Origin of the sequence: Roseibium sp. (assembly GCF_025698965.1) — a bacterium.
Lineage (GTDB): Bacteria > Pseudomonadota > Alphaproteobacteria > Rhizobiales > Stappiaceae > Roseibium.
Map to the genome: position 1 here is coordinate 1 of NZ_JAILWL010000035.1, position 22,341 is coordinate 22,341.

At 54.7% G+C, this 22,341-nt stretch carries 19 protein-coding genes; 13 read left to right on the top strand and 6 right to left on the bottom strand.

Annotated elements, in window-relative coordinates:
• On the top strand, positions 1-502 hold a 502-nt coding region (gene mnmD / locus K5905_RS04705; RefSeq protein ID WP_297580789.1), incomplete at its 5' end, for a tRNA (5-methylaminomethyl-2-thiouridine)(34)-methyltransferase MnmD.
• Here mnmD and K5905_RS04710 read toward each other — a convergent pair.
• Positions 495-1,382: a LysR family transcriptional regulator gene (locus K5905_RS04710; RefSeq protein WP_297580791.1), complete on the bottom strand. Its 888-nt coding sequence runs from the start codon at positions 1,380-1,382 to the stop codon at positions 495-497. The two genes, mnmD and K5905_RS04710, sit on opposite strands and share 8 nt — an antisense overlap.
• Before the next feature lie 158 nt (positions 1,383-1,540).
• On the opposite strand from K5905_RS04710, the gene bla reads away from it, so the two are divergent.
• The gene (gene bla, locus K5905_RS04715; RefSeq protein ID WP_297580793.1) at positions 1,541-2,425 is read left to right on the top strand and encodes a class A beta-lactamase; all 885 of its coding nucleotides are present in this window, start codon (positions 1,541-1,543) and stop codon (positions 2,423-2,425) included.
• Positions 2,426-2,564: 139 nt separating this feature from the next.
• Positions 2,565-2,849, top strand: coding sequence for a hypothetical protein (locus K5905_RS04720; protein ID WP_297580795.1), 285 nt, complete (start codon positions 2,565-2,567; stop codon positions 2,847-2,849).
• A gap of 78 nt (positions 2,850-2,927) precedes the next feature.
• On the opposite strand, the gene K5905_RS04725 is transcribed toward K5905_RS04720, so the two are convergent.
• Positions 2,928-3,887 carry a 2-hydroxyacid dehydrogenase gene (locus tag K5905_RS04725; protein WP_297580797.1) on the bottom strand — a complete coding sequence of 320 codons (960 nt, stop codon included), beginning with the start codon at positions 3,885-3,887 and terminating at the stop codon, positions 2,928-2,930.
• Positions 3,888-3,988: 101 nt separating this feature from the next.
• Positions 3,989-5,971 carry a methyl-accepting chemotaxis protein gene (locus K5905_RS04730; protein ID WP_297580799.1) on the bottom strand — a complete coding sequence of 661 codons (1,983 nt, stop codon included), beginning with the start codon at positions 5,969-5,971 and terminating at the stop codon, positions 3,989-3,991.
• Positions 5,972-6,079: 108 nt separating this feature from the next.
• Here K5905_RS04730 and K5905_RS04735 point away from each other — a divergent pair, with 108 nt between their 5' ends.
• From K5905_RS04735 to K5905_RS04755, 5 genes are all read left to right on the top strand, one after another.
• Positions 6,080-6,934 carry a hypothetical protein gene (locus tag K5905_RS04735; RefSeq protein ID WP_297580801.1) on the top strand — a complete coding sequence of 285 codons (855 nt, stop codon included), beginning with the start codon at positions 6,080-6,082 and terminating at the stop codon, positions 6,932-6,934.
• Between the two features lie 204 nt (positions 6,935-7,138).
• Positions 7,139-8,788 (top strand): energy-dependent translational throttle protein EttA, encoded by a 1,650-nt coding sequence (gene ettA, locus K5905_RS04740; protein WP_297580803.1) that lies wholly within the window; start codon positions 7,139-7,141, stop codon positions 8,786-8,788.
• 360 nt (positions 8,789-9,148) lie between these two features.
• Complete coding sequence (locus K5905_RS04745; RefSeq protein WP_297580805.1) at positions 9,149-11,179, top strand: FUSC family protein; 2,031 nt, start codon at positions 9,149-9,151, stop codon at positions 11,177-11,179.
• 193 nt (positions 11,180-11,372) lie between these two features.
• Complete coding sequence (locus tag K5905_RS04750) at positions 11,373-12,188, top strand: hypothetical protein (protein ID WP_297580807.1); 816 nt, start codon at positions 11,373-11,375, stop codon at positions 12,186-12,188.
• 357 nt (positions 12,189-12,545) lie between these two features.
• Positions 12,546-13,160, top strand: coding sequence for a molybdenum cofactor sulfurase (locus K5905_RS04755; protein WP_297580809.1), 615 nt, complete (start codon positions 12,546-12,548; stop codon positions 13,158-13,160).
• A 46-nt stretch (positions 13,161-13,206) separates the two neighbouring features.
• Here K5905_RS04755 and K5905_RS04760 read toward each other — a convergent pair whose 3' ends face one another.
• Both K5905_RS04760 and K5905_RS04765 read right to left on the bottom strand, forming a co-directional pair.
• Positions 13,207-13,518, bottom strand: a complete 312-nt coding sequence (locus tag K5905_RS04760; RefSeq protein WP_297580811.1) for a DUF2293 domain-containing protein — start codon at positions 13,516-13,518, stop codon at positions 13,207-13,209.
• Positions 13,519-13,571: 53 nt separating this feature from the next.
• On the bottom strand, positions 13,572-15,539 hold the full coding sequence (locus K5905_RS04765; RefSeq protein WP_297580813.1) for an EAL domain-containing protein: 1,968 nt from the start codon (positions 15,537-15,539) through the stop codon (positions 13,572-13,574).
• A 343-nt stretch (positions 15,540-15,882) separates the two neighbouring features.
• Between K5905_RS04765 and K5905_RS04770 the strand changes: the two genes are divergently transcribed.
• Together K5905_RS04770 and K5905_RS04775 are read left to right on the top strand one after the other, a co-directional pair.
• A complete protein-coding gene (locus tag K5905_RS04770) occupies positions 15,883-16,512 on the top strand; it encodes a metalloregulator ArsR/SmtB family transcription factor (RefSeq protein WP_297580815.1) in 630 nt (209 codons plus the stop codon).
• 49 nt (positions 16,513-16,561) lie between these two features.
• A complete protein-coding gene (locus K5905_RS04775) occupies positions 16,562-18,445 on the top strand; it encodes an ABC transporter ATP-binding protein (protein ID WP_297580816.1) in 1,884 nt (627 codons plus the stop codon).
• A 26-nt stretch (positions 18,446-18,471) separates the two neighbouring features.
• Here K5905_RS04775 and K5905_RS04780 read toward each other — a convergent pair whose 3' ends face one another.
• The gene (locus K5905_RS04780) at positions 18,472-19,560 is read right to left on the bottom strand and encodes a hypothetical protein (RefSeq protein ID WP_297580818.1); all 1,089 of its coding nucleotides are present in this window, start codon (positions 19,558-19,560) and stop codon (positions 18,472-18,474) included.
• A gap of 176 nt (positions 19,561-19,736) precedes the next feature.
• On the opposite strand from K5905_RS04780, the gene K5905_RS04785 reads away from it, so the two are divergent.
• From K5905_RS04785 to K5905_RS04795, 3 genes are all read left to right on the top strand, one after another.
• Positions 19,737-20,585: a helix-turn-helix domain-containing protein gene (locus K5905_RS04785; protein ID WP_297580820.1), complete on the top strand. Its 849-nt coding sequence runs from the start codon at positions 19,737-19,739 to the stop codon at positions 20,583-20,585.
• Between the two features lie 381 nt (positions 20,586-20,966).
• A complete protein-coding gene (locus K5905_RS04790) occupies positions 20,967-21,476 on the top strand; it encodes a hypothetical protein (protein ID WP_297580821.1) in 510 nt (169 codons plus the stop codon).
• Between the two features lie 98 nt (positions 21,477-21,574).
• Positions 21,575-22,258, top strand: a complete 684-nt coding sequence (locus tag K5905_RS04795) for a PspA/IM30 family protein (RefSeq protein ID WP_297580823.1) — start codon at positions 21,575-21,577, stop codon at positions 22,256-22,258.
• Positions 22,259-22,341: the final 83 nt, after the last annotated feature.

Here is a 22,341-nt window from a genome sequence, read left to right on the forward strand (position 1 = left end):
AGCACCAAGGCTGTTGTTTGTATCGTTTGAACTTTTCCCGATGACAAAGACCCAGCTCCTGCGAGCGCTTGGCGCCTTTCCTGAACTTGATATGCTTTCAGCGGAGCTCGCCGATGTTTGGGACCCGGTTCCGGGCTGGAATAGGATGTCTGTTTCGGGCGCGGATCTTCTGCTTGGAATTGGCGATGCGCGGGAACTGATCACGCAATTGACCACAGCCGACCTTACAAGTCCCACCGATAGCGTGGCCGTGCCACCAATCGACGCGTGGTATCTGGACGGTTTTAGTCCAGCGAAAAATCCGGAACTCTGGGATCTTGCCTTGTTGCAAAAGGTAGCGGGTCTGACATCAGGTGATGGCACATTGGCAACCTATACGGCAGCGGGCTGGGTGCGGCGCAATCTGCAATCGGCCGGTTTTGTCGTGGACAAGATCAGCGGATTTGCCGGCAAACGGGAAATGGTTGTGGGTCAGAAGAAAGTTGATCCCAACGCTAACTGAACTGGAGCTTCTGGTCGCGAACCGAATGGAGCAGCCAGTGCCGGAATTTTTGCATGGCATTTGTCTCTTGCCGCGACTTCAACCAGGTCAGCCAGTAACTTCCCGTCTTCACCTCTGTCTGGAACGGTTGCACGATGCGCCCCCGCATCAAGTCATGCTGGAACATTTTGACAGGCACCAGTGCAATACCCGCACCTTGTGCCGCAGCTTCGACCATGGTGAGCGATGAATCGAACATCCAGCCGCGTGCAAGTGGGGCCGGCAGGGAAACGGTCTCAAACCAAAGAGCCCATTCATCGACGCGATAGGATCGGAGCAGCGGTTTGTCGATGAGGTCTCGGGGCGTTTTCATTTCCCGTGCGACACTGGGTGCGCAAACAGGAGACAGAGGGGCATCCATCAGCTTGATAGCGTTGGTGCCATGCCATGCACCATCGCCAAAGCGGATGAAGTAATCCAGGCCATCGGCAAGGATATCCGCCCGGTTGTTGTTGGTCTTGAGGCGCAGATCAATCTGATCGAGATCCCTTGAAAGGTGATCGAGATGCGGTAGAAGCCAACCTGTGGCGAACGTGCCGACAGCACCAACTGTCAGGGTCTCCCTGAAGTTTCCATCTTCAAAGCGGCTGAGCGTCGTGCTCATGCGCCGAAACGCATCTGTTAGGACAGGCAGCAAGGCATGTCCTTCGTCGGTCAGGGCAACACCGCGCGGGAGGCGTTCAAACAGTGAGACGCCGAGCACTTCCTCAAGCGACTTGACCTGATGGCTGACCGCTGTTTGCGACACACGCAGCTCTAATCCGGCGCGTGTGAAACTCAAAAGCCGGGCGGAAGCCTCAAAGGCCCTTAACGCATTCAGCGGCAGTTGGGAAACTTCCATAATCTTTCCATTAAGGCCAAGTTTTTCTCATGACTAACCTGATTTATCATCGTTTGTCTAATGCTTGCGATAAGGGCACTGTCTGCGTGTCTCATTTGAACGCGGCAGATTTCTTCGCTTCGGCAGATGGGTGTATTTTCAAGCTTTGGAGAATTGATATGAATATCGGAACACGCCGGGCGGCCCTTCTGGGCGCGCTGATGCCTCTCCTTTCCCTGTGTGCCGCACAAGCACAGGAATTTGACCCGACACCGCTGGAAACAGAGATTGAAGATATTGAACGTCGCCTGGATGCCCGCGTTGGTGTGACCGTCATCGACAAGGAAACGGGATTAAGCTGGAACCACAGGGGCAAAGAAAGGTTTCCAACCAACAGCACATTCAAGGCATTCCTGTGCGGGGCGGTCCTGGACGCTTCCGACAAGGGGAAAGTGAACCTGCAGCGGAAAGTCACCATTCAGGAAGGCGATATCGTCAATTATTCCCCGGTGACCGAAAAGCATGTGAACGGCAAGGGCTTCACCATAGAGGAATTGTGCGAGATCACGGTCACCATCAGCGACAATGCTGCTGCCAATCTGGTCATGGAGACCCTGGAAGGACCGGAAGGACTCAACACGTTCTTGCGAAGCATTGGCGACATGAAGACCAGGGCTGATCGCTGGGAACCCTATTCCAACACTGGAATCCCGGGAGATGAAAGGGATACCACGACCCCAAACGCGGCAGCCGAAACGCTTCAAAAACTTGTGCTTGAAGACACTCTTGCACCTGAAAGCCGCAAGAAGCTGACAAATTGGCTAATTGGAAACAAGGTGGGAAATTCCACATTGCGGGCCGGTTTGCCGGAAGGCTGGCGGATTGCCGACAAGACGGGAGCCGGACAGAACGGGTCGCGCAACAACATTGCCGTCATCTGGCCTGAGGGGCGCAAGCCAGTGGTAATTGCCGTCTATATCACTCAGACCACAGCCTCTTACGACAATCGCAACAAGGCCATAGCAGGCATCGCAAGTGCACTTTCACGAAGCCTTCTGCCATAACTTGCCCGCGTGGATATCCATTGTGCCACGTGGATTTTCGAAAATGACGGGCTCAGTTGACAACCGGAATGGCAAAGCGCGTTGCTCAGTTGTCTCTTGTTGTCTGTTGCTTGCCTCGGTCCTTTTCGGAACGCCTGCCTTGGCAGACGAAAGGGCGGAGCGGCGCAAGTTGAACTGTGCAAGATATCAGCAGATGGTCTCTGAAGCCGAAAGTCGGGTCGAAGGGCAGGGGCTGTCCACCGGTCTGGTGGCAAACAACCTGGCATTTATCGAAGCTGGGTGCCTTTCGAATGTGAAGGCGTGTCCGGTGTCGGCGTCGGATTTCGAATTCGTCAATCTTCTGACGATGATGACGATCAGCGCAAACATGGGAAGCACTTTTTTGCCATTCGGATGTCCGGCTCGTTCTGCACCATCTGAATAAGGTGCTCTTTTGGGCGACAAAAGAAAATAACAGGATCGGCGGCGCTGGCCACCGATCCTGACTGGAAGGGGGAAATCGCTATTTCTGTCTCATTTCCGGTACGGGAGTGATCGCCTTGCCTGTGTTGAACCAGCTTTTCAGATTGTCGACGACAAGCTGCCCCATCGCATCCCGGGTGAATCGCGAGGCGGAGCCGACATGGGGAAGCAACGTGACCCCGGGAAGCTGCATCAGTCTTTCCGGCACATGGGGTTCGTTCTCGAAAACATCGAGCCCGGCTCCAAGGATGGTGCCGTCCTCTAGCGCGGTGATGAGTGCTGCTTCGTCCACCACCGAACCGCGCCCTACATTGATCAGCACGCCATCCGGTCCAAGGGCGGAAAGGATTTCGGCGCTAACAGCGTGTTCCGTGTCGGCGCCGCCAGGGGCAACCACCATCAGTGTGTCGCAGGCTGCCGCGAGTTCTTTCAAACTGGCATGATAGGGGTAGGATATGCCTTCCTGCCGACTGCGCCCGTGATAACTGATCTCCAGACCGAAAGCTTCTGCGCGTTTCGCGATTTCCTTGCCGATCCGTCCAAGTCCGAAAATTCCGAGCTTGCGGCCCCTGAGTGTTGCCTTTGTCAGCGGGTAGGGACCCTTGTGCTTCCAGTTACCTTCCCGCAGCCAGGTTTCCGCCTGACCGAACTCGCGGATGGCCATGATCATCAGACCGATGGCGGTATCGGCAACTTCATCTGACAGAACGTCCGGCGTATGCGTCACCTCGGCATTGGCTGCCAGGCAGGCGTCAACATCGATATGGTCGTAACCGACACCGAAGCTTGAAACAATTTCCACATTAGGAATTTTCCGCAAAAAGGCAGTGTCCACGGAACCGAAACCAAGTGCGACCCCACGAATACGGTCTCCGATTTCGGCCAGCACGGTGTCAGGATCGTCTGCCTCAAACAGTTTGTGCAGTGTGAAAGCCGCTTCCAGCTGCTCCTGTGCAATCGGCAGCATCGGGTATGGCATAAGAATGTCTATGGATTTCATGTTTGCGTCCGGGAGAGCGATTGAGGACCAGCCTGGCTGGCAGACCGCGACACCCTACAGGACATTTGGCGTCGCCGTCAGCCCTCAATCGACTTTCAGGTTTATGCCCGCTCCAGTCCGGTTTTGCCTTCATTCGTCCAAAGCTGTCTGTAGGAAATCCAACCTTCACCTGGGATATTCAACTCGAAAACATCCGAAAGCGCGCGGCCACTGTCCTTGATACAGCAGCCCGTGTCGGAAAGGTTCAGCAGTTCCACAATGAATTCGCCGTCAATGTCACGACCGATGATTGTCTGATTGACGTCGGTGCGCGGGTTGGACCGCCGTTCGGTCTCGTCAAGCGATGCCTGGATGATGGCCGGAATGTCTTCGCGCATGTTCTGGGCTGCGAATGCCATTGCACTGGTTTTTTCACCCATTGCACTGGAAAAGGAGAGTGTCTCCTCGGCAAGTCGGGCAACTTCCGACATGCCTTCGGATATTCTGCCGACTGCGTGGCCGGACTCGTTGACGATCTGACCGAAGTTTTCCGTGGTCACGCGCTGTTCTTCCGTTGCCGAGGCAACCGAGGAGGCCATCTCGCTCAAACGACCGATGCTCTCGATGATCTTGTCGATGGAAGAAACGGCAGCACCTGTTTTGCTTTGTATAGTGACGACCTGCTCGGAGATCTGCTCAGTGGACCGGTTGGTCTGTTCCGCAAGTTCCTTGACTTCCGCGGCAACCACGGCAAAACCACGCCCGGCTTCGCCCGCACGCGCAGCCTCGATGGTGGCGTTCAAGGCAAGAAGGTTGGTTTTCTCGGCGATATCGCTGATGACCGACACGAACTGGCCGATACTTTCGGCAGCGTTTGCCAGCTCGCCAATTGTCGCGTGGCTTGAAGAGGAAAGTGAAACAGCTTCGCTCGTCAGGGCGTTTGTCTTTTCAGTCTTTTCCGCAACTTCGCTGATGGCAGCAAGAAGGCCTTCCGAAAGGTCTCCTGCTTCCTGGGATCTCTGATGGGTTTCCTGCGCCTGTGTAAGCATGCCGCCAATACTGTCATTGGCGCGCTTCAGGGCCGAGCCCATACGGGCAGACTGCTCTTTAACCTCATCCGCACTTGCGGCAATCGTGGCAATGCCTTCTTCGGTCTTGTCTTTAACCTCGGTCGCCATCAGTGACAGCGTTTCGCGCCGTTGGTTGATATTTTCCCGCTCAACTTCTTTGCGTTCGGTCTCCAGCTGGCGCATCAATATCAACTTTTCCTTGAAATTCGTGAACGCACGGGCGAGATCTCCGATCTCGTCATTTCCCTTGACATCGACGGTCGCGGTCAGGTCGTTTTTCGCAAGTTGATCAAGCGCCGTAACAACCCTTCTCAAGGGTCGGGTCACGGTTATGCGGGCAATCAGCATTGAAATAAAGACACCAAGAAGGGTTGAAACCACTGCGGCAACGATCAGGATCTGTACGGTTTCCTTTTCGTGCTGCTCCGCGTTCCTGGTCGATTTCAGCGTAAAAGTCTCAATCTTGTGCAGCAGTTCCACCAGTTCTCTGTTGAGCTGGGCTTCCTCCTCTTCGATCGTCGCCAGGAGTGTGAGTGCCTTATCGTTTTGGTCGTTATTGGCATACCTGATTATTTCTGCAGCATGCTTGTCATAAATGTGGTGTTCCGTTTCAATTCGTTTGAGCGCCGCCATGACATGTTCAATCTCAGCTCGTGTTTCAGCGTCAAAGGCATGTTTCAGAGCTTCCTCCGCGATACGCTCTCCTTCCTGGATTTCTCGGTCGACAAGGTTCGCGTAGTCCAGAAACTTTTGTTCCGAGGCTGCTTTTTGGACCTTGATATCGCCGTTCGCCAAACCATTGAGACGCAAGATCCGCTCGAACATAACCGATTGCTCAAGCTGATGAGTTGTGATCCGGCTGAGAACCTCGGTCAGCGGAATGTCGGATTCCGCGATGGTCTCGATTTCCTTGCCGATCTTGTTCAGCTGCGAAACGCTGAATATCGACTGAGCGACAATCACCAAGCTCAACACGACAACAATCGAGATGACTTTTGCGGCGACTGAAAAGCGAATGTTGCCAAGTCTGGTCATGCAGTGCCCCTCACGCAAATAAAACCAGAGGTAGAATTCAATGTATGCGTAAATAAAGAATTACGCATAAGATTCTAAAAACGCTAAGTCATTTCTAAAGGAGGGATATTGAATTTTATCGCAATGGTTGAGTATGCTGCGTTTATAATTCCATTGCCTATTTTCTCAGGGGCGATTAATCCCGCCACACCGTCTCTTCCGATCAGCGCTTCCACAGACGATATTGTGCACCGAGAATCTGATTGCTTTGACCAGGATTGCACCCGGTTCGCCCTACCGTATGACGGCAATTCAGGCTGGTATGCGTGCAAACAATCTCCGCTTAGCCTTCAAGGCGGCAACCGCTTCCATAGTCAATCCGACAGAAGCCCCTTGGCAGCAGGTTCCCGTAAGGTGCAAACTTTAGCCCGTGTGTCACAGCCTGAGATGAGCAAGTACTCGAGCAACGGGAAATTCGTCATGAAAAGTTCGGCGCAGGAATTGGCTCTTCAGCTTGCAGCAGCAATTGCAAAAGTGGTTGACGTCTCCGTGCCCCAAGCCGCGGCATCATCCGCGTGGGAAAGTGATGAAGACGCCAAGACATTTATCGACAGGCGCTATGATACTTTCGATCTGCGGGGCGAAAATGAACCCTTGACTGCTCCAGAGTTGGAGGAGGCCTTGAGAGGCAACACCGTCTATGGGGCACCTTACGAAAACGACCCTTATGTTCTGGCTTTTTGCAGCAACGGCGAAGGAAGGTTGAAGATTCGCGGCCGAGACGTGCAAGTCGGCACCTGGTGGATCAACGGCGGTGACGATACCATCCACTCCAAATGGGAAGAGGCGGCCTCCGGCAAGGACCTTGCGGTCCGTTATTACAGAACAGCCAACCCTTTGGTTTTTTTCCACGAAGCTGCAGACAGGAACTTGCCACCCGTCATTTGCCGCATGTGCGTGGTGCAGTCTGGGCTCGCAATTTGAACAAGCTGCGATGGAAACACGTTCCCGTTTCAGGTCCAGGTGACAGGCTTACCCCTCAGGAAAAATCATGATCTGCCGGTGACATGCAGGGTCGCACGACGGCTTCCCATCTTCCCCATTGCCCCCGGCCTCCATTTCCCCTAAAAGACGCCGCAGAATTCCAGAGATTCCCGTCAGTCTTTTCAAGTGGAGAAGCGGAGCCCCATGGCGCGCCAGTTCATCTATCATATGCATGGCCTCTCCAAGGCCTATAACGACAAGAAAGTCCTCGACAACATACACCTTTCTTTTTACCCGGATGCCAAGATCGGTATCCTGGGTCCGAACGGTGCCGGTAAATCGACGCTCTTGAAGATCATGGCCGGTCTCGACAAGGAGTATTCCGGTGAAGCATGGGCCGCTGAAGGCGCCAAGGTCGGCTACCTGCCGCAGGAACCGAAGCTGGACGAAACCAAGACCGTGATGGAAAACGTCATGGAAGGTGTCGCCCACAAGCAGGCAAAGATCGACCGCTACAATGAACTGATGATGAACTACTCGGACGAGACCGCCGAGGAAGCTGCTCATCTTCAGGACGAGATCGACGCCAAGGACCTGTGGAACCTGGAAAGTCAGGTGGAAATGGCGATGGAAGCTCTGCGCTGCCCGCCGTCCGATGCTTCCGTCGAAAATCTGTCCGGTGGTGAGCGCCGCCGTATTGCGCTCTGCCAATTGCTTCTGTCCGAGCCGGATCTGCTCCTGCTCGACGAACCGACCAACCACCTGGACGCTGAAACCGTTCATTGGCTGGAACGTCACCTTCGCGAGTTCAAGGGCTCCGTCCTGATCATCACCCACGATCGCTACTTCCTGGACAACGTCACCGGCTGGATCCTGGAGCTCGACCGCGGTCAGGGCATTCCTTACGAGGGCAATTACTCGGTTTATCTGGAAAAGAAGACCAAGCGCATGGAGCAGGAAGGCCGCGAGAATATGGCCCGTTCCAAGGCGATTGCCCGCGAGCGCGAGTGGATGGGCATGAGCCCGAAAGGTCGCCAGACCAAATCGAAAGCCCGTATCCGGGCCTTTGATGACCTTCTTTCCGCGCAGGAAGAGCGTCAGCCGTCCATCGAACAGATCCTCATCCCGGTTGGTGAGCGCCTTGGCGCGAACGTCATCGAAATCGATGGCGTTTCGAAAGGCTTCGAAGACCGCCTCCTGATTGACGACCTGTCTTTCAAACTGCCGCGCGGTGGTATCGTTGGCGTGATCGGTCCGAACGGTGCCGGTAAGTCGACCCTCTTCAAGATGCTGACCGGTCTGGAAACACCGGACAGTGGCTCCGTCAATATCGGCGACAGCGTGCATCTGGGTTACGTCGACCAGTCCCGCGACGCGCTCAACCCGAACAATACGGTCTGGGAAGAGATTTCCGGTGGCGCCGAAGTGATTTACCTCGACGACAAGGAAATCAACTCACGCGCCTATTGCTCGTCCTTCAACTTCAAGGGCCCAGCTCAGCAGGCGAAAGTCGGCGATCTCTCCGGTGGTCAGCGCAACCGGGTGCACCTTGCCAAGGTCCTGAAGAAGGGCGCCAACGTCCTGCTGCTCGATGAGCCGACCAACGACCTCGACACCGAGACCCTGGCCGCGCTTGAAGATGCGCTGGAAAACTATGCCGGCTGCGCAGTGGTCATCTCGCACGATCGTATGTTCCTCGACCGCCTGGCAACGCACATGCTGGCCTTTGAAGGCGACAGCCACGTGGAATGGTTCGAAGGCAACTTCGAAGACTACGAAAAGGACAAGGTTCGGCGTCTTGGCGCACATGCCGCTGATCCGCGTCGCATCAAGTACAAGCCACTGACCCGTTAAGCGGTTAGTGCGCATCCGAAAATCGAAAAGGCGGTCCTTCGGGCCGCCTTTTTTGTCGCCGGACACTGCCTCCCGCAAATTTCGGACGCAGTTCTCGTTTTTTCAATTGATTCCGGGTTGCATGGTGCGTCTCCGGAATGACATCTCGCAGTAGCACAGCGAAATTGCCGACACAGCATTCAAGCCCCGTATTAGAAAACCGGTCACCCCTCTTTACGAACCAACGGCTAAAGCTGCATTCTCGGCAAGACGGAATGGCAAAGAAGGGGGAGTGTTGCAAAGTCTGGATAGTTGAACGAATGCAATACTTTAAAAAGTCTGTATCAAGTTAAACCGATGCTTCAGCCGATTTTTCGAACGATGACCCGATTTATCCGATATGACCCCGGTGCACTGCGACTTGTGCGCGGTGCACATCTGATGATCACGGTTGTCGTGGCAGGCTTGCTGGCCTACCAGTTTGGCCCTTTCGCGGAAGGTGTGCCGGGTTTTACCCTTTCCGTGTTGGCGGCTGCCGCTGGTGCGCATTGTCTTTTGTTCACACCCATTTCAACCCGTAAGCAGGAAGCGGGCGACCTTTTCCGGCTCGGGCTGATCATGACGGGTCTGGCGGTCCTGGGGATGGTGTCCGGCTTGGTCGCGGGCAAAAACACGCAGGTCGTGCTTCAGGCCATGTGGATTGGCATCATTGCCATCGGCTTTGGCATTGAGGGTTTCGGGGCATTCTGGCTCAGGACAGGGCGGATGATCTCGATCTTCTGGTTGTTCGTGATCATGTCGAACGCTTCTGGGTCTCCCGGGGTCTGGTTACCGGCGATGACCGTATTTGGCGCCGTGTTGGCCTTTTTGATCCGTATCGGGTTCTGGAGGCCGTCGCCTGAAAGGACCTATCTCAGGGTCGAAAAGGCAAATCGGCAGGCAATAGCCGACTACCTGAAGCTTGCGGCGAATGGACAACTCTCGATCGAAAGGCGCCGCCGGGTAAATGTCTCCGATATTGCAAGTCTGCGTTCGGAACTGGAACTGAGCGTTGACCTGACAGAACCCGGTGCGGCCATCCAGGGGTTGTCGCTTGAAGCGGCCGCAATGATGCAGCTTGCACTTGAAGTGGTGCGCGATGCCATGGCTGCGCTTTCGCTCGAGTGCCGGGCGGAATTGATCAAAAATACCGCCTATCAGGATGTGGTCGGTCAGCTTCAGGAGAGGGTGGTGACAGCAGACACTCCGTCCGGTGAAACGCCTTTTAACCTGGCCTGGACGGAGCTTGCGATCGACTTTCAAAAGGGTGACAAGTTTCAGCTTCTAAGAATAGCGCAGGCGTTTGAGCGGATCTGGACACTGGCAGCAGGAACGACGCAACTGAGAGCTGACGAGGATACCGGGCCGGAGGCCACATCTGGTAACTGGTGGCAGCTGATTACCTGGCGACTGGCGGTTCAGGCAAGCGTCGCTGCCAGCGTCGGATACGGCATCGGGATTTATTTCAATCTGAGCCACGCCTATTGGGTCACGATCACGGTCATCGTTGTCTTGTGCGGCAGTCTTGGCGCAACGATGAAGAAAACACTTCAGCGTTCTCTGGGCACGGCGGTCGGTTTTCTGTTTGCAATTCTGCTGGAGCCGATTCTTGCCGGATACCCGGATATCCGGATTGCTTTGATCATCCTCCTGCTGCCGCCGACTATCGTGTTGTTTGAACGCAACTACGGCATCGCTGCAGGGATCATCAGTTTCCTTGTGCTGATCGGGCTCCAGACATTGACCGGACTGCCCGCCGCTGAATTCTGGGCCCGCCTCTACGACACACTGATTGGTGCCGCTGTAGGGCTGACAGCCGCTTGGCTGCTCTTCCCGAATAGAAGCGGCGACAGTGTCGAGCGGCTGGAGACTTCGTATCTGAACACTTGCGCGCAGTACCTGAAGGCGGGGAGCGAGCAGGGCGGGGCGGACAATCTCAACTACAACCAGTTGAAGGCGACAGCCCACAAACTGCTCGCAACCGCCAGAGCCTATCGGACGGAACGCGCTCCCTGGTCGTCTTTCACCAAGTCGTCAAGCAAGCTGGATACGCTTGTCATTCTGCTGGCGGACTATATCGCGCTTTATCGCCAGGCCAGGGTCAACGTCCTGATCGACGCGGGTAAATACGCAATCGACGAGCCGGTTGATACACTCGTCGCCAAAATGGACAGGCGCATTCAGGACGAGATCGGCGCCGTCCTGGATGACAAAGGCAAACAGACCATGCCGGGTCTGGCTGAGGAGTGGAAGTCGGCGATGCCGGAAAATGCCGAGACCGACAACCGTTTCATGACCGACTGGGTCGCGATGCTCTACTACGCCAGAAAAGTCATTCGTTGTCTTGATGGCTTTCGGCGAGATGTCGCTTGACGTTCGAATTGCAGAACGTCCTGCAAATGCATTTCGGTCCAAACCTTTCATTTATTTAATCTGATCGCCATTGTCCGGATGCAATCTGGAAGGCAGACTGTGTTCTATGTCACAATCTAAACGGGATGCTCGTGCGAAGTTGACTTGTCAGCAGCCGGGCGCCCCTCATGCCCGGGAGGAGGATTTTTTTAAAATGAACTGTTTGAAGAAAACTCGCGGAATGTTTGTCGGCGCCGGCCTGTTGGCTGGATTGGGGATCGGAGCGGTTCAGGCGCAGGATGCACAACCTGTCAACGCGGACCCGACACCGCCGCCGACCTATGACTTCGTGCAGCAAGCCGGTGAAATGTCATTCGACGGCAACAACCTGACACTCTCTGATGCCAATACCGGCGTTCTCTACTTCAGTGACCGGCCGTACCGGGTCGGTGGCCAGATTTCCAACTCGGATTTTGCAGGCTTCTGGGAAGTTGCGGACGGCTTCAAGGGGGATCCGCCCAATGCGGTCGTCAGTATTTTAAGCGAAACAGGCAAGGCTCCGGCACTTGTGGAATTGACTTCGGCCAAAACCGAAGGTTCCTCCATGGTGTATGGTGTCAAGGTGCTGCGCGGTGAACTGCCGGACAGCGCCAAAGGGGTCGCGCTCTTTATTGACCGCAGCTCGCGTCCACATCATCACGGCACCACGGCAACGGCTCCAGGGTCGGTTGGCTTTGAGCCTTACGGACCTTACTGCTACCACTCTCCTCAGGATCCTCGCTGCCGCGCCTGGCATCACCCCTACCATCCATATCACCCGTACTATCCGCCATACCCGCCGTACCCGCCTTATGGCCCGTACTATCATCCCGGGGCCTATGCTGCGGGTGTAGCCACCGGCGCGGCGATTGCCAGTGCTGCCCAAAAGCCGGTCTATTACTACTACCCGATCCCGACCGGCCCGCTGCCGCCGAACTGCTGGATCAACTCCCAGCACACCCAAATGGTATGCACGGTAAAACTGCAGTAAATACAACAAGTTGACCAATTGGCCCCGCAAAACAGTTGCGGGGCTTTTTTGTTTTTGTGATTGTCACATTGAAGCGGCAGATGGAGGCTCTTTAGCCACTTCGGCAAAGGATAGTTTTCCTGGAAATTTCGTTGCATTACCCCGAAAAACAGATGTCTCGCGCGTCGTACCCGACTGAATTTGCGCATGCCATCGTAGTCACTTTTATGGTTATGGGATCTAATACGAGTTTGCAGTCTTGCCCCATATGGGATCGTCGATCACATGGATTGATGGCTGCATCAAAATGATTTGCTGGTGCAGGGCAGGACTTGCGCCTAAGTCTCTATCCCGAGTTCAGACAGGAGGCTTTTGAGAATGGACCAGCTCACCCTTTTGCCCGAGAACCTGCGTGTCACACCGAAATTCAAGGTCGCAGGCAAAGTTGAAGGCGTGTTCCGGACGTGGGAATCATCGGACTTTCAAACAGAGGCTGTAGATGCCCTTGAGCTGACATTTGAGGGAATACCTGGTGACAGGCACGCGGGTTTCACCCGAAAGTCAGGTGGCCGCGAGCCCTGGTATCCTCGTGGAACGGAAATGTGCAACGAGCGGCAGATATCTCTTCTGTCCCTCGAGGAACTGTCCATTATTGCCGAGCGGATGGAAATCGACGAACTCAAGCCGGAGTGGATTGGCGGAAATATCGCCGTGTCGGGGGTTGCCAGTTTTACACTGCTTCCACCACGTACACGGCTGGTGTTTGAGGGCGGCACGGTTATCCGAATCGATGGTGACAACGCCCCTTGCCGTGTTGCGGGCGAAGCGGTTGCCTCAAATTACCCGGAACGCCAAGGTCTGGACCTTCTGTTTGCGCAAAAGGCGAGGCGACTGCGTGGAGTGGTCGGCTACATTGAGAAACCGGGAGTGATCGCGGCACAGGAGGCGGTCACCGCTCATATCCCCGAACAGTGGATTTACGAAAAGAGGTAAGACGGTCTTCCACGTCTGTAATGCCCCAGCGCGGGCATTCCTACTCTCAGGAGGACTCGTCGACCTTGACCTCCTTGTTGCATCCCCAATCCCGAAGGATGTCGTTCATCTCGTCGACGACGAAGAAACGTGCGGCATCCCGGTCATATCCGTCTTGCAGCAGTGCGTCATAGTCGGTCAATTCATGCCGGACATGACTTGTTGTTGCCTGCCACAGTGAAATTGTCGGGGGAAGGTGACGGAGGTGGCCGGACAGGGCGATGTCCAGGATCGCCTCGGCATCGCGCATTGGAATGCGCGGCAGCAGGACCCGCAAGGCCTTGCGCATTTCCTTTTGCCGTTTGGTTCCGCCCGTCATGCCTTTTGATTACCACTTCTTTGGCGAGAGCGGTGAGAAACAAGATATCGTCGTTAGGCGGTCGACAACCTAAAGTCTTCGGAGGCGTCCCGGTCGGACAAAGGCAATCCGGCAACCGTGCCCGTTGCATGTGCACTTTCATGAACGCTGTCGAACGGCAGAGCCGGCGAGAAATAGAATCCCTGAACGAGCCTGCATTGCAGATTTTGCAAGGCATCAAGCTGACATTTGTTTTCCACGCCTTCAACGATACAAATCTTGTGCATTGACCGGCACAGGCCGACAATCGACGAAATGACATCACCGGCAACCTGATCTTTGATGCCGGAGACAAAACTGCGATCGATCTTGACGCAATCGATTGGCAGCCGGTGAAGATAGCCCAGGCTGGAATACCCGGTTCCGAAATCGTCCAACGCCAGTTTGACACCTGCGCTGCGAAGTTTTTGCAGGCAGATTTCGGCTGCCTCATAACTGTCGATCACCGATGTCTCGGTGATCTCAAACGTGATCAGTCTTGGATCGATGCCGTGGCGGCGAATGATATCGAGCAGTGCGACTACCGTATCAACCGACGTCACGTCATGTGCAGACAGATTAAAGGAGAGGGTTAGGTTGCCGGGCAGGGCATTGATCTGACGAACAGCCTTTTCGAACAGTGATTTCGTAAGGCGGTGAATGAGGCCCGTCCGTTCCGCAATTGCGATGAACTGGTCAGGTTCGACTTCGTTGAGAACGGGGCTGTACCAGCGAACCAGAGCTTCAAAGCCGACGACAGCACGTTCCGGAAGAGCGACGACCGGTTGGAAAAAGACCTGGAACTCGCGGCTCAGGTCAGCGCTTTGCAAAGCGCTTTCAATTGCGCGTTCTGAACGTATTCTTGCTTCATGTTCGGCCGAATAGACGGTGGTGCGGCCACGTGTTGCCGTCTTCGAGTGATAAAGGGCGTAGTCCGACCGGTCGAAAAGCACATGTGCCGATTTGCCGGCCTCCGGGAAGAGAGCAACACCGCAGGACGCGCCAACACTCAGCTGGAGATCTCCGATCTGGTAAGGCACGCTGACCTGTTCGCAAATCCGTTGGCCAATGGCTGTCGCTTCTTCCATGTTTCCCGGATAGAGAAATCCGAACTCGTCACCGCCAAGTCGGCAGACCTCAAAGTTAGGTATTTTCAGGGATTTCAACCGATTGCCCACTTCCGCCAGAAGGTGGTCACCAAGCTGGTGCCCGTAAGTGTCATTGATGGGTTTGAAGCGATCCAGGTCGACAACACCGACAGCGAAGACACTTCCCGTGCCTTCCCTCTGGCTGATCAGAGTTTCGAGCCGATTGAAGAAATAACGGCGATTGGGGAGTTCGGTAAGCGCATCCGTGTGCGCAAGGCGTTCGTTTTCCGCGTTCAGTCGCTGAGTTTCTTTTTGTTTTAAAGCCAGATCGGCCTGCGATCTGACCAGTTTGCAGAAGCCACTGTAAACGTTGAGCAGAACTTTCAGTACGACAAGGCAGACCAGGGAGATGTTGATGGCAACGGCGATATAAACATCATGATCCTGCAGCATGTAATAAGTGAGATAGGGGACATTCACGATGAGCATCACCATGATTGCCGCCTGCGGCAGGTTCACCAGACAGAAGATGCAGCCGATCACGGTGATTGCAATAAACAGCGATACGTGACCTCGTTCCACCGGTCCGCCATAACCGTCAAGACTGAGCGACCAGGTTATGTAGACTATTGCCATCAAGCTGCCGAGCACGATGGTCTGTCGTAATTTTCGAATGGAGTCTTCGGTTCCAAGTTCTGTGGCACCGGCCCGCACCCAGGCAATGAGCCGTATGGAGGTGATGACCAAAATCGGCGCCAGAATACCGACAGTCAAATAAGAAGGGGCGACATCATAATGGGTGTAGGCAACTGCGATTGCGTTGACCATCAACAGGGCATAGAGCGCCGGGATCTGGTGTTTGAGTTCATTATATTGAGCTTTTGCAATCTCCGGATGCCGTGGATCAATTAACATCCATTGTATAAAATCTTGGATCTTGCGATTCATATTATTCGCCTTTTTATTTCTGTCAGAAATAAAACGAAAGAATAGTTTCAGGTATTTGAATTCTGCCATCTGGAAAGTTCAAACTTGAGTATTACGATTTTTGAAGGCTTCCGAATATCGTGTCAATCAGAAGCGCTAATTCATGTGCGTCAGACAGTATTTCTCTGTTTAAAATTCAGCAAAAGAGGCTGTTGAGGCAAAAAGGGTCTCCGGGCAGGGAAGGCAAAGCACTTCGGCAGACCTGTGACTTTGATGGCGAATAAGGAAAGCTATCTATTTTTTTATCTGAGAATGTCGCTATATTGTGGCCATGGCAGATCGAACGCGCACACGGCTCCTCAATGCACTGAAATCGTCCGGCCCGCAAACTGCGGCAGACCTGGCCAAGGGACTGAACGTCACCTCGGTCGCTGTCCGACAACATCTCGACGGGCTGCATCAGGATGACCTTGTCGATTTTGAAGACATTAAGGGCTCTGTCGGCAGACCGAAGCGGGTTTGGGACCTGACCCCGGTCGGACATCAGCAGTTTCCGGACAATCACTCAAATCTGGTTCTTGGTTTGCTGACCGGCCTCAATGATCTCTTCGGCGAAGAGGGGCTCGAGAAACTGATTTCGCATCGCGAAACTCACAGCCGATCAGCGTATCAAAAAGCCCTGGAGGACGTGCCGGATCTGGCCGGACGCGTTGATAAGCTTGCCGAACTGCGAAACCAGGAAGGCTATATGGCCGAGGTCATTGCTGAAGACGATGGCTTTTACCTTGTTGAGAACCATTGTTCCATTTGCGCGGCCGCGACAGCCTGCCAGGGGTTCTGCCGGTCTGAACTCAGATTGTTCAAGGACGTTCTGGGAGAAGATGTCAAAGTCGAGCGTACCGAACATCAATTGTCCGGGGACCGGCGCTGTGTTTACCGGATTGAGGCCCAGTTGGGATAAGTGATCCGCTTGTGCGGGTTCTGAGACTGGAAATTTCAGGAGTAATGGGGTGTCAATCGCAAGACCGCTTTTGGCCCGACTGATCGATCGCTATTTTCGTCCCTTTGAAGCGCATCTGAAGCCGCTTGACCTGCCGGTCTCGCCGTTGCCGGATGAGGGACCGTTGCGCCTGGTTCTGCATTTCGCCCGTATGTTCAGGTGGCAGCTTGTGGTGGTTTGCATATTGGCAATGATCTCCTCCGCTCTCGGTTTGGCGGGTATCTGGGCGATCGCTTTTGTCGTTGACGGTGTTTCCGGTCTGGGGGCACAAGCCTTTCTGCAGCAAAACGGTTTGTTGCTGGTCGGGTTTTTCGTGCTTTTCGTTATTGTGGACCCACTGGCCTTTTTGTTTCGCCAGACCTATGCCTTTCAAACGGTGCGTATTCTCTTGCCGGCCGCGATGCGCTGGCAAGCCCACAAGGCAGTTGAGTCCCAGGATCTGGCCTTTTTTGAAGACACATTTGCCGGGCAGGTCGCTTCCAGAATAGCCCAGGTGACGATGTCCGTTCACCGACAGATGATGCTGGCGATCGAGACCATTCCACGATTGTTTGTGCAGTTCGGCGGGTCGTTCCTGCTGCTTCTTGCCATGGCCTGGCCACTCGCAGTTCCGGTGATGGTCTGGATTATTGCCAATGTCATTGTCGCCTGGCTGGCCATTCCTTCCTACATGCAACGCTCGGCAAGGGTTGCTGCCGCAAACTCCAGGGCGACCGGAGCGATGACCGATGTCTATTCCAACATCGCCATGGTAAAACTTTTTGCTGCCGAAGATTCCGAAGCCGGAGCGATCCGCAAGGTGATCGGCGAAACCATCGATACGCGGCACAGCGAAAATCGCTCTTACATTCTGACTGACAGCAGCGTCTATTTCCTCAATGTTCTCCTGATCCTGGCAGTGGTGGTGATAGGTTTTAAGGGGCTGATGGATGGCTGGGTCACGATCGGCGAGTTTGTCGCCGGCCTGACGGTTACCCGTTCGCTGTCGGCAGCCTCGTCGAGTTTCATAGGCGTCGGCCAGTCCATCACCAGCACGCTTGGCACCATCAAGGACGCCATGCCGATCATGACCAGCCGCCCGGAAATCATCGACCGGGAGGGGGCCGCCTCTCTGAAAGTGTCAAGTGGGCAAATCCACTTTGAAAATGTCTCATTCGCGTATCAGAGAGATCGCCGATCGGTACTGGAAACCTTCAACCTGTCAATTGCACCAGGTGAAAGGGTTGGTTTGGTTGGCCTTTCCGGCGCCGGAAAGTCGACAGTCATTTCGTTGCTGATGCGCTTGAGAGACGTTTCCGAAGGTCGCATCACCATAGATGGCCAGGATATCCGTGACGTTACCCAGGCTTCCTTGCGCAGTCAGATTGGTGTCGTGACGCAGGATATCTCACTGCTCAACCGGTCCATTCGAGACAACATCCGTTATGGCAAGCCGGACGCTGGCGATGACGAAATAAGGGCAATAGCGACAGCCGCTGATGCGCTCGAGTTTATCGAGGAGCAGAAAGACAGCCAGGGTCGGCAAGGTCTTGATGCCTATGTCGGTGATCGGGGTGTCAAACTCTCCGGTGGACAGCGCCAGAGGATCACCATCGCACGTGTATTGCTCAAGGACGCACCGATTTTGATCCTCGATGAGGCGACCTCCGCTCTCGACAGCGAAGCGGAACTCGTTATCCAGCAAAACCTTGCCCGGATGATGGATGGGCGCACGACACTTGCCGTTGCACACAGACTATCGACCATAGCCGCCATGGACAGGTTGGTCGTGATGGACAAGGGCAGGATCATCGAGGAAGGCAGCCACCACGATTTGCTGAGGCGAGATGGGCTTTATGCCATGCTCTGGGAACGCCAGTCTGGCGGTTTTCTTGCGTTGGGAGCAGCAGAGTAGCGCTCAGGCGTTGGGCAAGTCGCGGTCTACTTGCGCCTCAAAATGGCATGCAGGTGCCATTGTTCGACGGCATATTTACTGGGTTTTTCCGCGTACAGTGCTTCGAAGCGACGGAAAAACTCCGCTTCCAGCTGATCGGAAGTCCATTCGGTGTTTGAAGACGGTTCGAAAAGCTGCCGTCTGAGCGTTGTCCCGGCAAAGGCACGAGTGTAGCCGGCATTGAGGCGGCCATATTCCTGCGGATCGGTCAGATGGTCGCCAAACAGATCCCCTCCGTCATCGACTGCCACGACCTTGATCGTGTCGATCTCATAGAGCTCTTTCAACTCTGTATCGTTTTCAATTCCGTGGCTGGCTTCTGCTTCCGTCAAGAACCACAGGCCGAAGACAAAATTGTCTGCAGCTTCCCGTTTCAGTAAGCCATCCTCCACCATGGAAACCGTGACTTCCTGAAGGGCGCGGTAGCAACCTCGACCGGCAGCCGCGATGTCATTGATTTCACCAGCCTCGGGAATGGCACCAAGCGCGGAAACAAACAGATAACCGCCCGACTGCAGTTCCCGGGCACGAAGTTTGAGGAAACGGATCCAGTCCCGCTCTGCAAGCTGCCACATCTTCTTGCGCGCTTCGCCCGTCAGATCGGCGAACCAGATTGTGTCGGGTGCATAAAGTTGCACGGATGAGCTCAGCCAGTGGCTGGCAAAAAAGCAGGTGGCGATGCTGACCGACTGATCAGGCATCATCCTGTCGTAAAACGAACCGATTGCGGTTTGAACCAACGGTTTGGAGGTATCGGACATATATCCGTCATCGCCGAAGACCAGTGCCATCAGCGCATTCCAGTCGTTGCCCGGCTGGTCCGCATGACAGACCGATATCTGTTTTGACGACGATGCTGAACGCCAGACGTTCAGAGCCGGGCGCACGGTTTCGATTGCACTTTGCCCGGGGCCGCAGCCGTAATCGGTGAAATTCAGCGGGCCGTCCATGTCTTGAACCCGTACCGCCAGATCGGCAATCACTTCCGAATTCGCGATGGCATTCAACTTTTGCGCACGAGAATTCGCATTGTAGTCGGTCATGCCCTCGGTTGAGCGGTCCGCTGTCTTGATCATGCGTCCTCCGGCGGTTGCATTTCAAACTTTGTTTGCTCAGTTCTCTTCAAATGGTGACTGAAGTCAACGCTACAGGGAAGGGGTGAAATGACACAAGTGATGAATACTGCTGCGGAAATTCGGCTTCGCGCTGTCAGGCTGTTGATTTTCCGAAACCCAGCTGACAATACTCCCGCATGGATAAACGAGATCGCGCCGAACTGTTCCGGGAACGCCTGTCTGACGCGTTGCGCAGCCGGGACATGAACCGCAGTGATCTGGCGCGGGGTGCGCAGCTGGATCGCTCGACGGTTTCTCAGCTTCTGTCTGAAGATGCTCCTCGTTTGCCCAATGGTCAGGCCCTGGCCGCAATTGCAACGGCTTTGGGCGTCTCTTCAGACTGGCTATTGGGCCTCTCGACACACCGTGGTGCAGCCGCGGAGGTTCTCGATCAGGCGGTCCAGGTGGCCGAAACCGATCGTCACCCGGTGGACGAGCATCTGCTTGCCTGGTACCGGGACGCGGTCGGGGCAAAGATCCGCCATGTCCCGGCAAACCTCCCGGATGTTTTGAAAACCGAAGCCGTGTTGGCCTATGAGTATGCTGGAGAAACTCTTCGCACGGCAGACCAGGCGATTACCGGCACGCGCGACCAGCGGGCGATTCTCGGGCGCGCGGAATCCGACATGGAAATTGCCCTCTCAAAGGAAGCCCTTGAAGGCTTCGCGCGGGGGGAGGGGCTGTGGGATGGTTTGTCCACCGAAGCGCGCCGGGAACAGCTTGAGGTTATGGGGCGCATTCTGGAGGATCTCTATCCATCCCTGCGCCTGCACCTTTTCGGAGCAACTGATCGGTTTTCGGCGCCATTCACCGTGTTCGGCCAGAAATGGGCGGCTCTCTATATGGGACAGCGTTATCTGGCTTTTTCAAACACCCGCCACGTCCAGCTGTTTTCCAGCCACTTTGACGATCTTGTCCGCCACGCCGTGATCCGGTCTCACGAAGCTGGCGAATTCGCAGCGAGCCTGGTCGGGAGCATTCGTTAGGCAGATCTGCTGTGCGCCGACGAAAAGAAGCTGTCGTGTGACAATCAGGCGATTATTTGTCACCCCAAGCCTCTGATACCATTGAGTTGCTTCTGGAAATAAATTTTTGAGTGCTCTGGGCAGTGCAGCGACGTGCCTAGCAGATCTCGCTCGCAATTCAGATCATTCTGCCGGAGTTGTATCGCGCACGGCGGCACATAAAACGTGTCAAAGATTAACTAGCGTCACGAAAAAACGAAGCATTTTAGCCGAATTTCTTGAGCCTTCAAAAGCTACGGCGTAGCAATATACGCGCATTGATATCCAAAAAACTTGACAAACGAAGACAAATGAATACATATGTAAACGTGTCGATACAATATGTGACAGGCTAAATGACCGATGCCAAAAAGCATACCGATCAGTGTCAGGCTCAGTGACGACGATGTTGCGTTTCTGGCAGGATACGAAGTTCAAGGCGCGCGCACCCCAAGCGATAAGTTGCGTGAGATTTTGCGCGCGGCACGCGAACGCGAAGAAGGTATTCAGGACGTCGCGGCGTGTGAGGATTTGTTGAGAGCGATGGCAAGGCCTGCCGAAAAAGGGCTTCGTCATTTGCAGAGGGAAACGGGGATACGATCTGACTTCGTCATCAAATTGTATGAACGTTTGCCTGAAATGTTCGCGGAGTTGATTGCATCGGCTCCCGGTCCGGGGAATGACGCCCAGGATCTGAAAAAGTTTGAGGCGGCGCTTTCTGCGGAACTGTTCTCTTTGATCGAGGAGATTTTTGATCTCGGATTGACAACACCAAGCAGGACTTACGATCCGGATTTGATGGACAGAAGGCTGGCGCCGATATTGGAAATCGCCCGTTTGCTGGAGCAAAGGCAGAACCCGAGAGGGGAATGAAGCTCCAGTTTTTCACCGTGCAGGGTGCAATTCGTGAAAAGAAGCGCAGCACGGGGAAGCCGAATGGTTTTGAAAACTGAAAAGGAAGGTAGCAGAAAATGGCAGAGGGTCTTGTTGCACGAGTAAAACGACTTGTCTCCGGCGGCGTCAACCAGCTGGTGGATTCCATTGAAAACACCTCTCCCGAAACGGTGATGGCCGAAGCGATCCGCGAGGTTGACCGCGCTGTTGATCAGGTTCGCGACGAGCTTGCAGGTGTGATCGCAAACAAGCATTTGGCGAACACCCGCCTTGGTGAAACCACCTCGAGGCACGAAGAGCTTCAGGGTCAGATTGCCCTTGCAGTCAAGGAAAGTCGGGACGATCTGGCGGAAGCCGCAATCGCGCGCCAACTGGATCTCGAAGTTCAGATCCCTGTTCTGGAAGCAGCTGTTGCTGACGCCAGTCGCGAAGAGAAAGAACTGGAAGGCTATATCAGCGCTCTTCAGGCTCGCAAGCGCGAGATGGAAGCAGAGCTGGATCAGTTTCGCAGTTCACAGCAGCAGAGCGCAGTTGATAGCGCAGCCGCTGGGGCAGCGGCTCAAAAGGACACTGTTGAAGGCAAAACCAGGAAGGCTGAAGAAACCTTTGATCGCGTCATGAAAAATGCGACGGGACTGCCCGGTGGTCGGTCTGGTGAAATGACAGACTCAACCAAGCTGGCAGAACTGGATGACCTTGCACGCAAGAACAGGGTTTCAGAACGTCTTGCTGCGCTGAAGGCTGCGACAAGAGACGTTTGAACATGTTCGAGTTCATTCTCGCAGATCAGAACACACCCTTTGCTGTCGCTCTGGGGTTGATGATCGCCATCGCTCTGGCTGAA

Excerpts from the sequence above, each read along its gene's own strand:
- K5905_RS04790 (WP_297580821.1), top strand. The coding sequence starts at position 20,967 with ATGCCAAAAAGCATACCGATCAGTGTCAGGCTCAGTGACGACGATGTT.
- bla (WP_297580793.1), top strand. The coding sequence starts at position 1,541 with ATGAATATCGGAACACGCCGGGCGGCCCTTCTGGGCGCGCTGATGCCT.
- K5905_RS04770 (WP_297580815.1), top strand. The coding sequence starts at position 15,883 with ATGGCAGATCGAACGCGCACACGGCTCCTCAATGCACTGAAATCGTCC.
- K5905_RS04755 (WP_297580809.1), top strand. The coding sequence starts at position 12,546 with ATGGACCAGCTCACCCTTTTGCCCGAGAACCTGCGTGTCACACCGAAA.
- K5905_RS04795 (WP_297580823.1), top strand. The coding sequence starts at position 21,575 with ATGGCAGAGGGTCTTGTTGCACGAGTAAAACGACTTGTCTCCGGCGGC.
- K5905_RS04760 (WP_297580811.1), bottom strand. The coding sequence starts at position 13,518 with ATGACGGGCGGAACCAAACGGCAAAAGGAAATGCGCAAGGCCTTGCGG.
- ettA (WP_297580803.1), top strand. The coding sequence starts at position 7,139 with ATGGCGCGCCAGTTCATCTATCATATGCATGGCCTCTCCAAGGCCTAT.
- K5905_RS04750 (WP_297580807.1), top strand. The coding sequence starts at position 11,373 with ATGAACTGTTTGAAGAAAACTCGCGGAATGTTTGTCGGCGCCGGCCTG.
- K5905_RS04710 (WP_297580791.1), bottom strand. The coding sequence starts at position 1,382 with ATGGAAGTTTCCCAACTGCCGCTGAATGCGTTAAGGGCCTTTGAGGCT.
- K5905_RS04730 (WP_297580799.1), bottom strand. The coding sequence starts at position 5,971 with ATGACCAGACTTGGCAACATTCGCTTTTCAGTCGCCGCAAAAGTCATC.
- K5905_RS04785 (WP_297580820.1), top strand. The coding sequence starts at position 19,737 with ATGGATAAACGAGATCGCGCCGAACTGTTCCGGGAACGCCTGTCTGAC.
- K5905_RS04725 (WP_297580797.1), bottom strand. The coding sequence starts at position 3,887 with ATGAAATCCATAGACATTCTTATGCCATACCCGATGCTGCCGATTGCA.
- K5905_RS04745 (WP_297580805.1), top strand. The coding sequence starts at position 9,149 with ATGACCCGATTTATCCGATATGACCCCGGTGCACTGCGACTTGTGCGC.
- K5905_RS04780 (WP_297580818.1), bottom strand. The coding sequence starts at position 19,560 with ATGATCAAGACAGCGGACCGCTCAACCGAGGGCATGACCGACTACAAT.
- K5905_RS04765 (WP_297580813.1), bottom strand. The coding sequence starts at position 15,539 with ATGTTAATTGATCCACGGCATCCGGAGATTGCAAAAGCTCAATATAAT.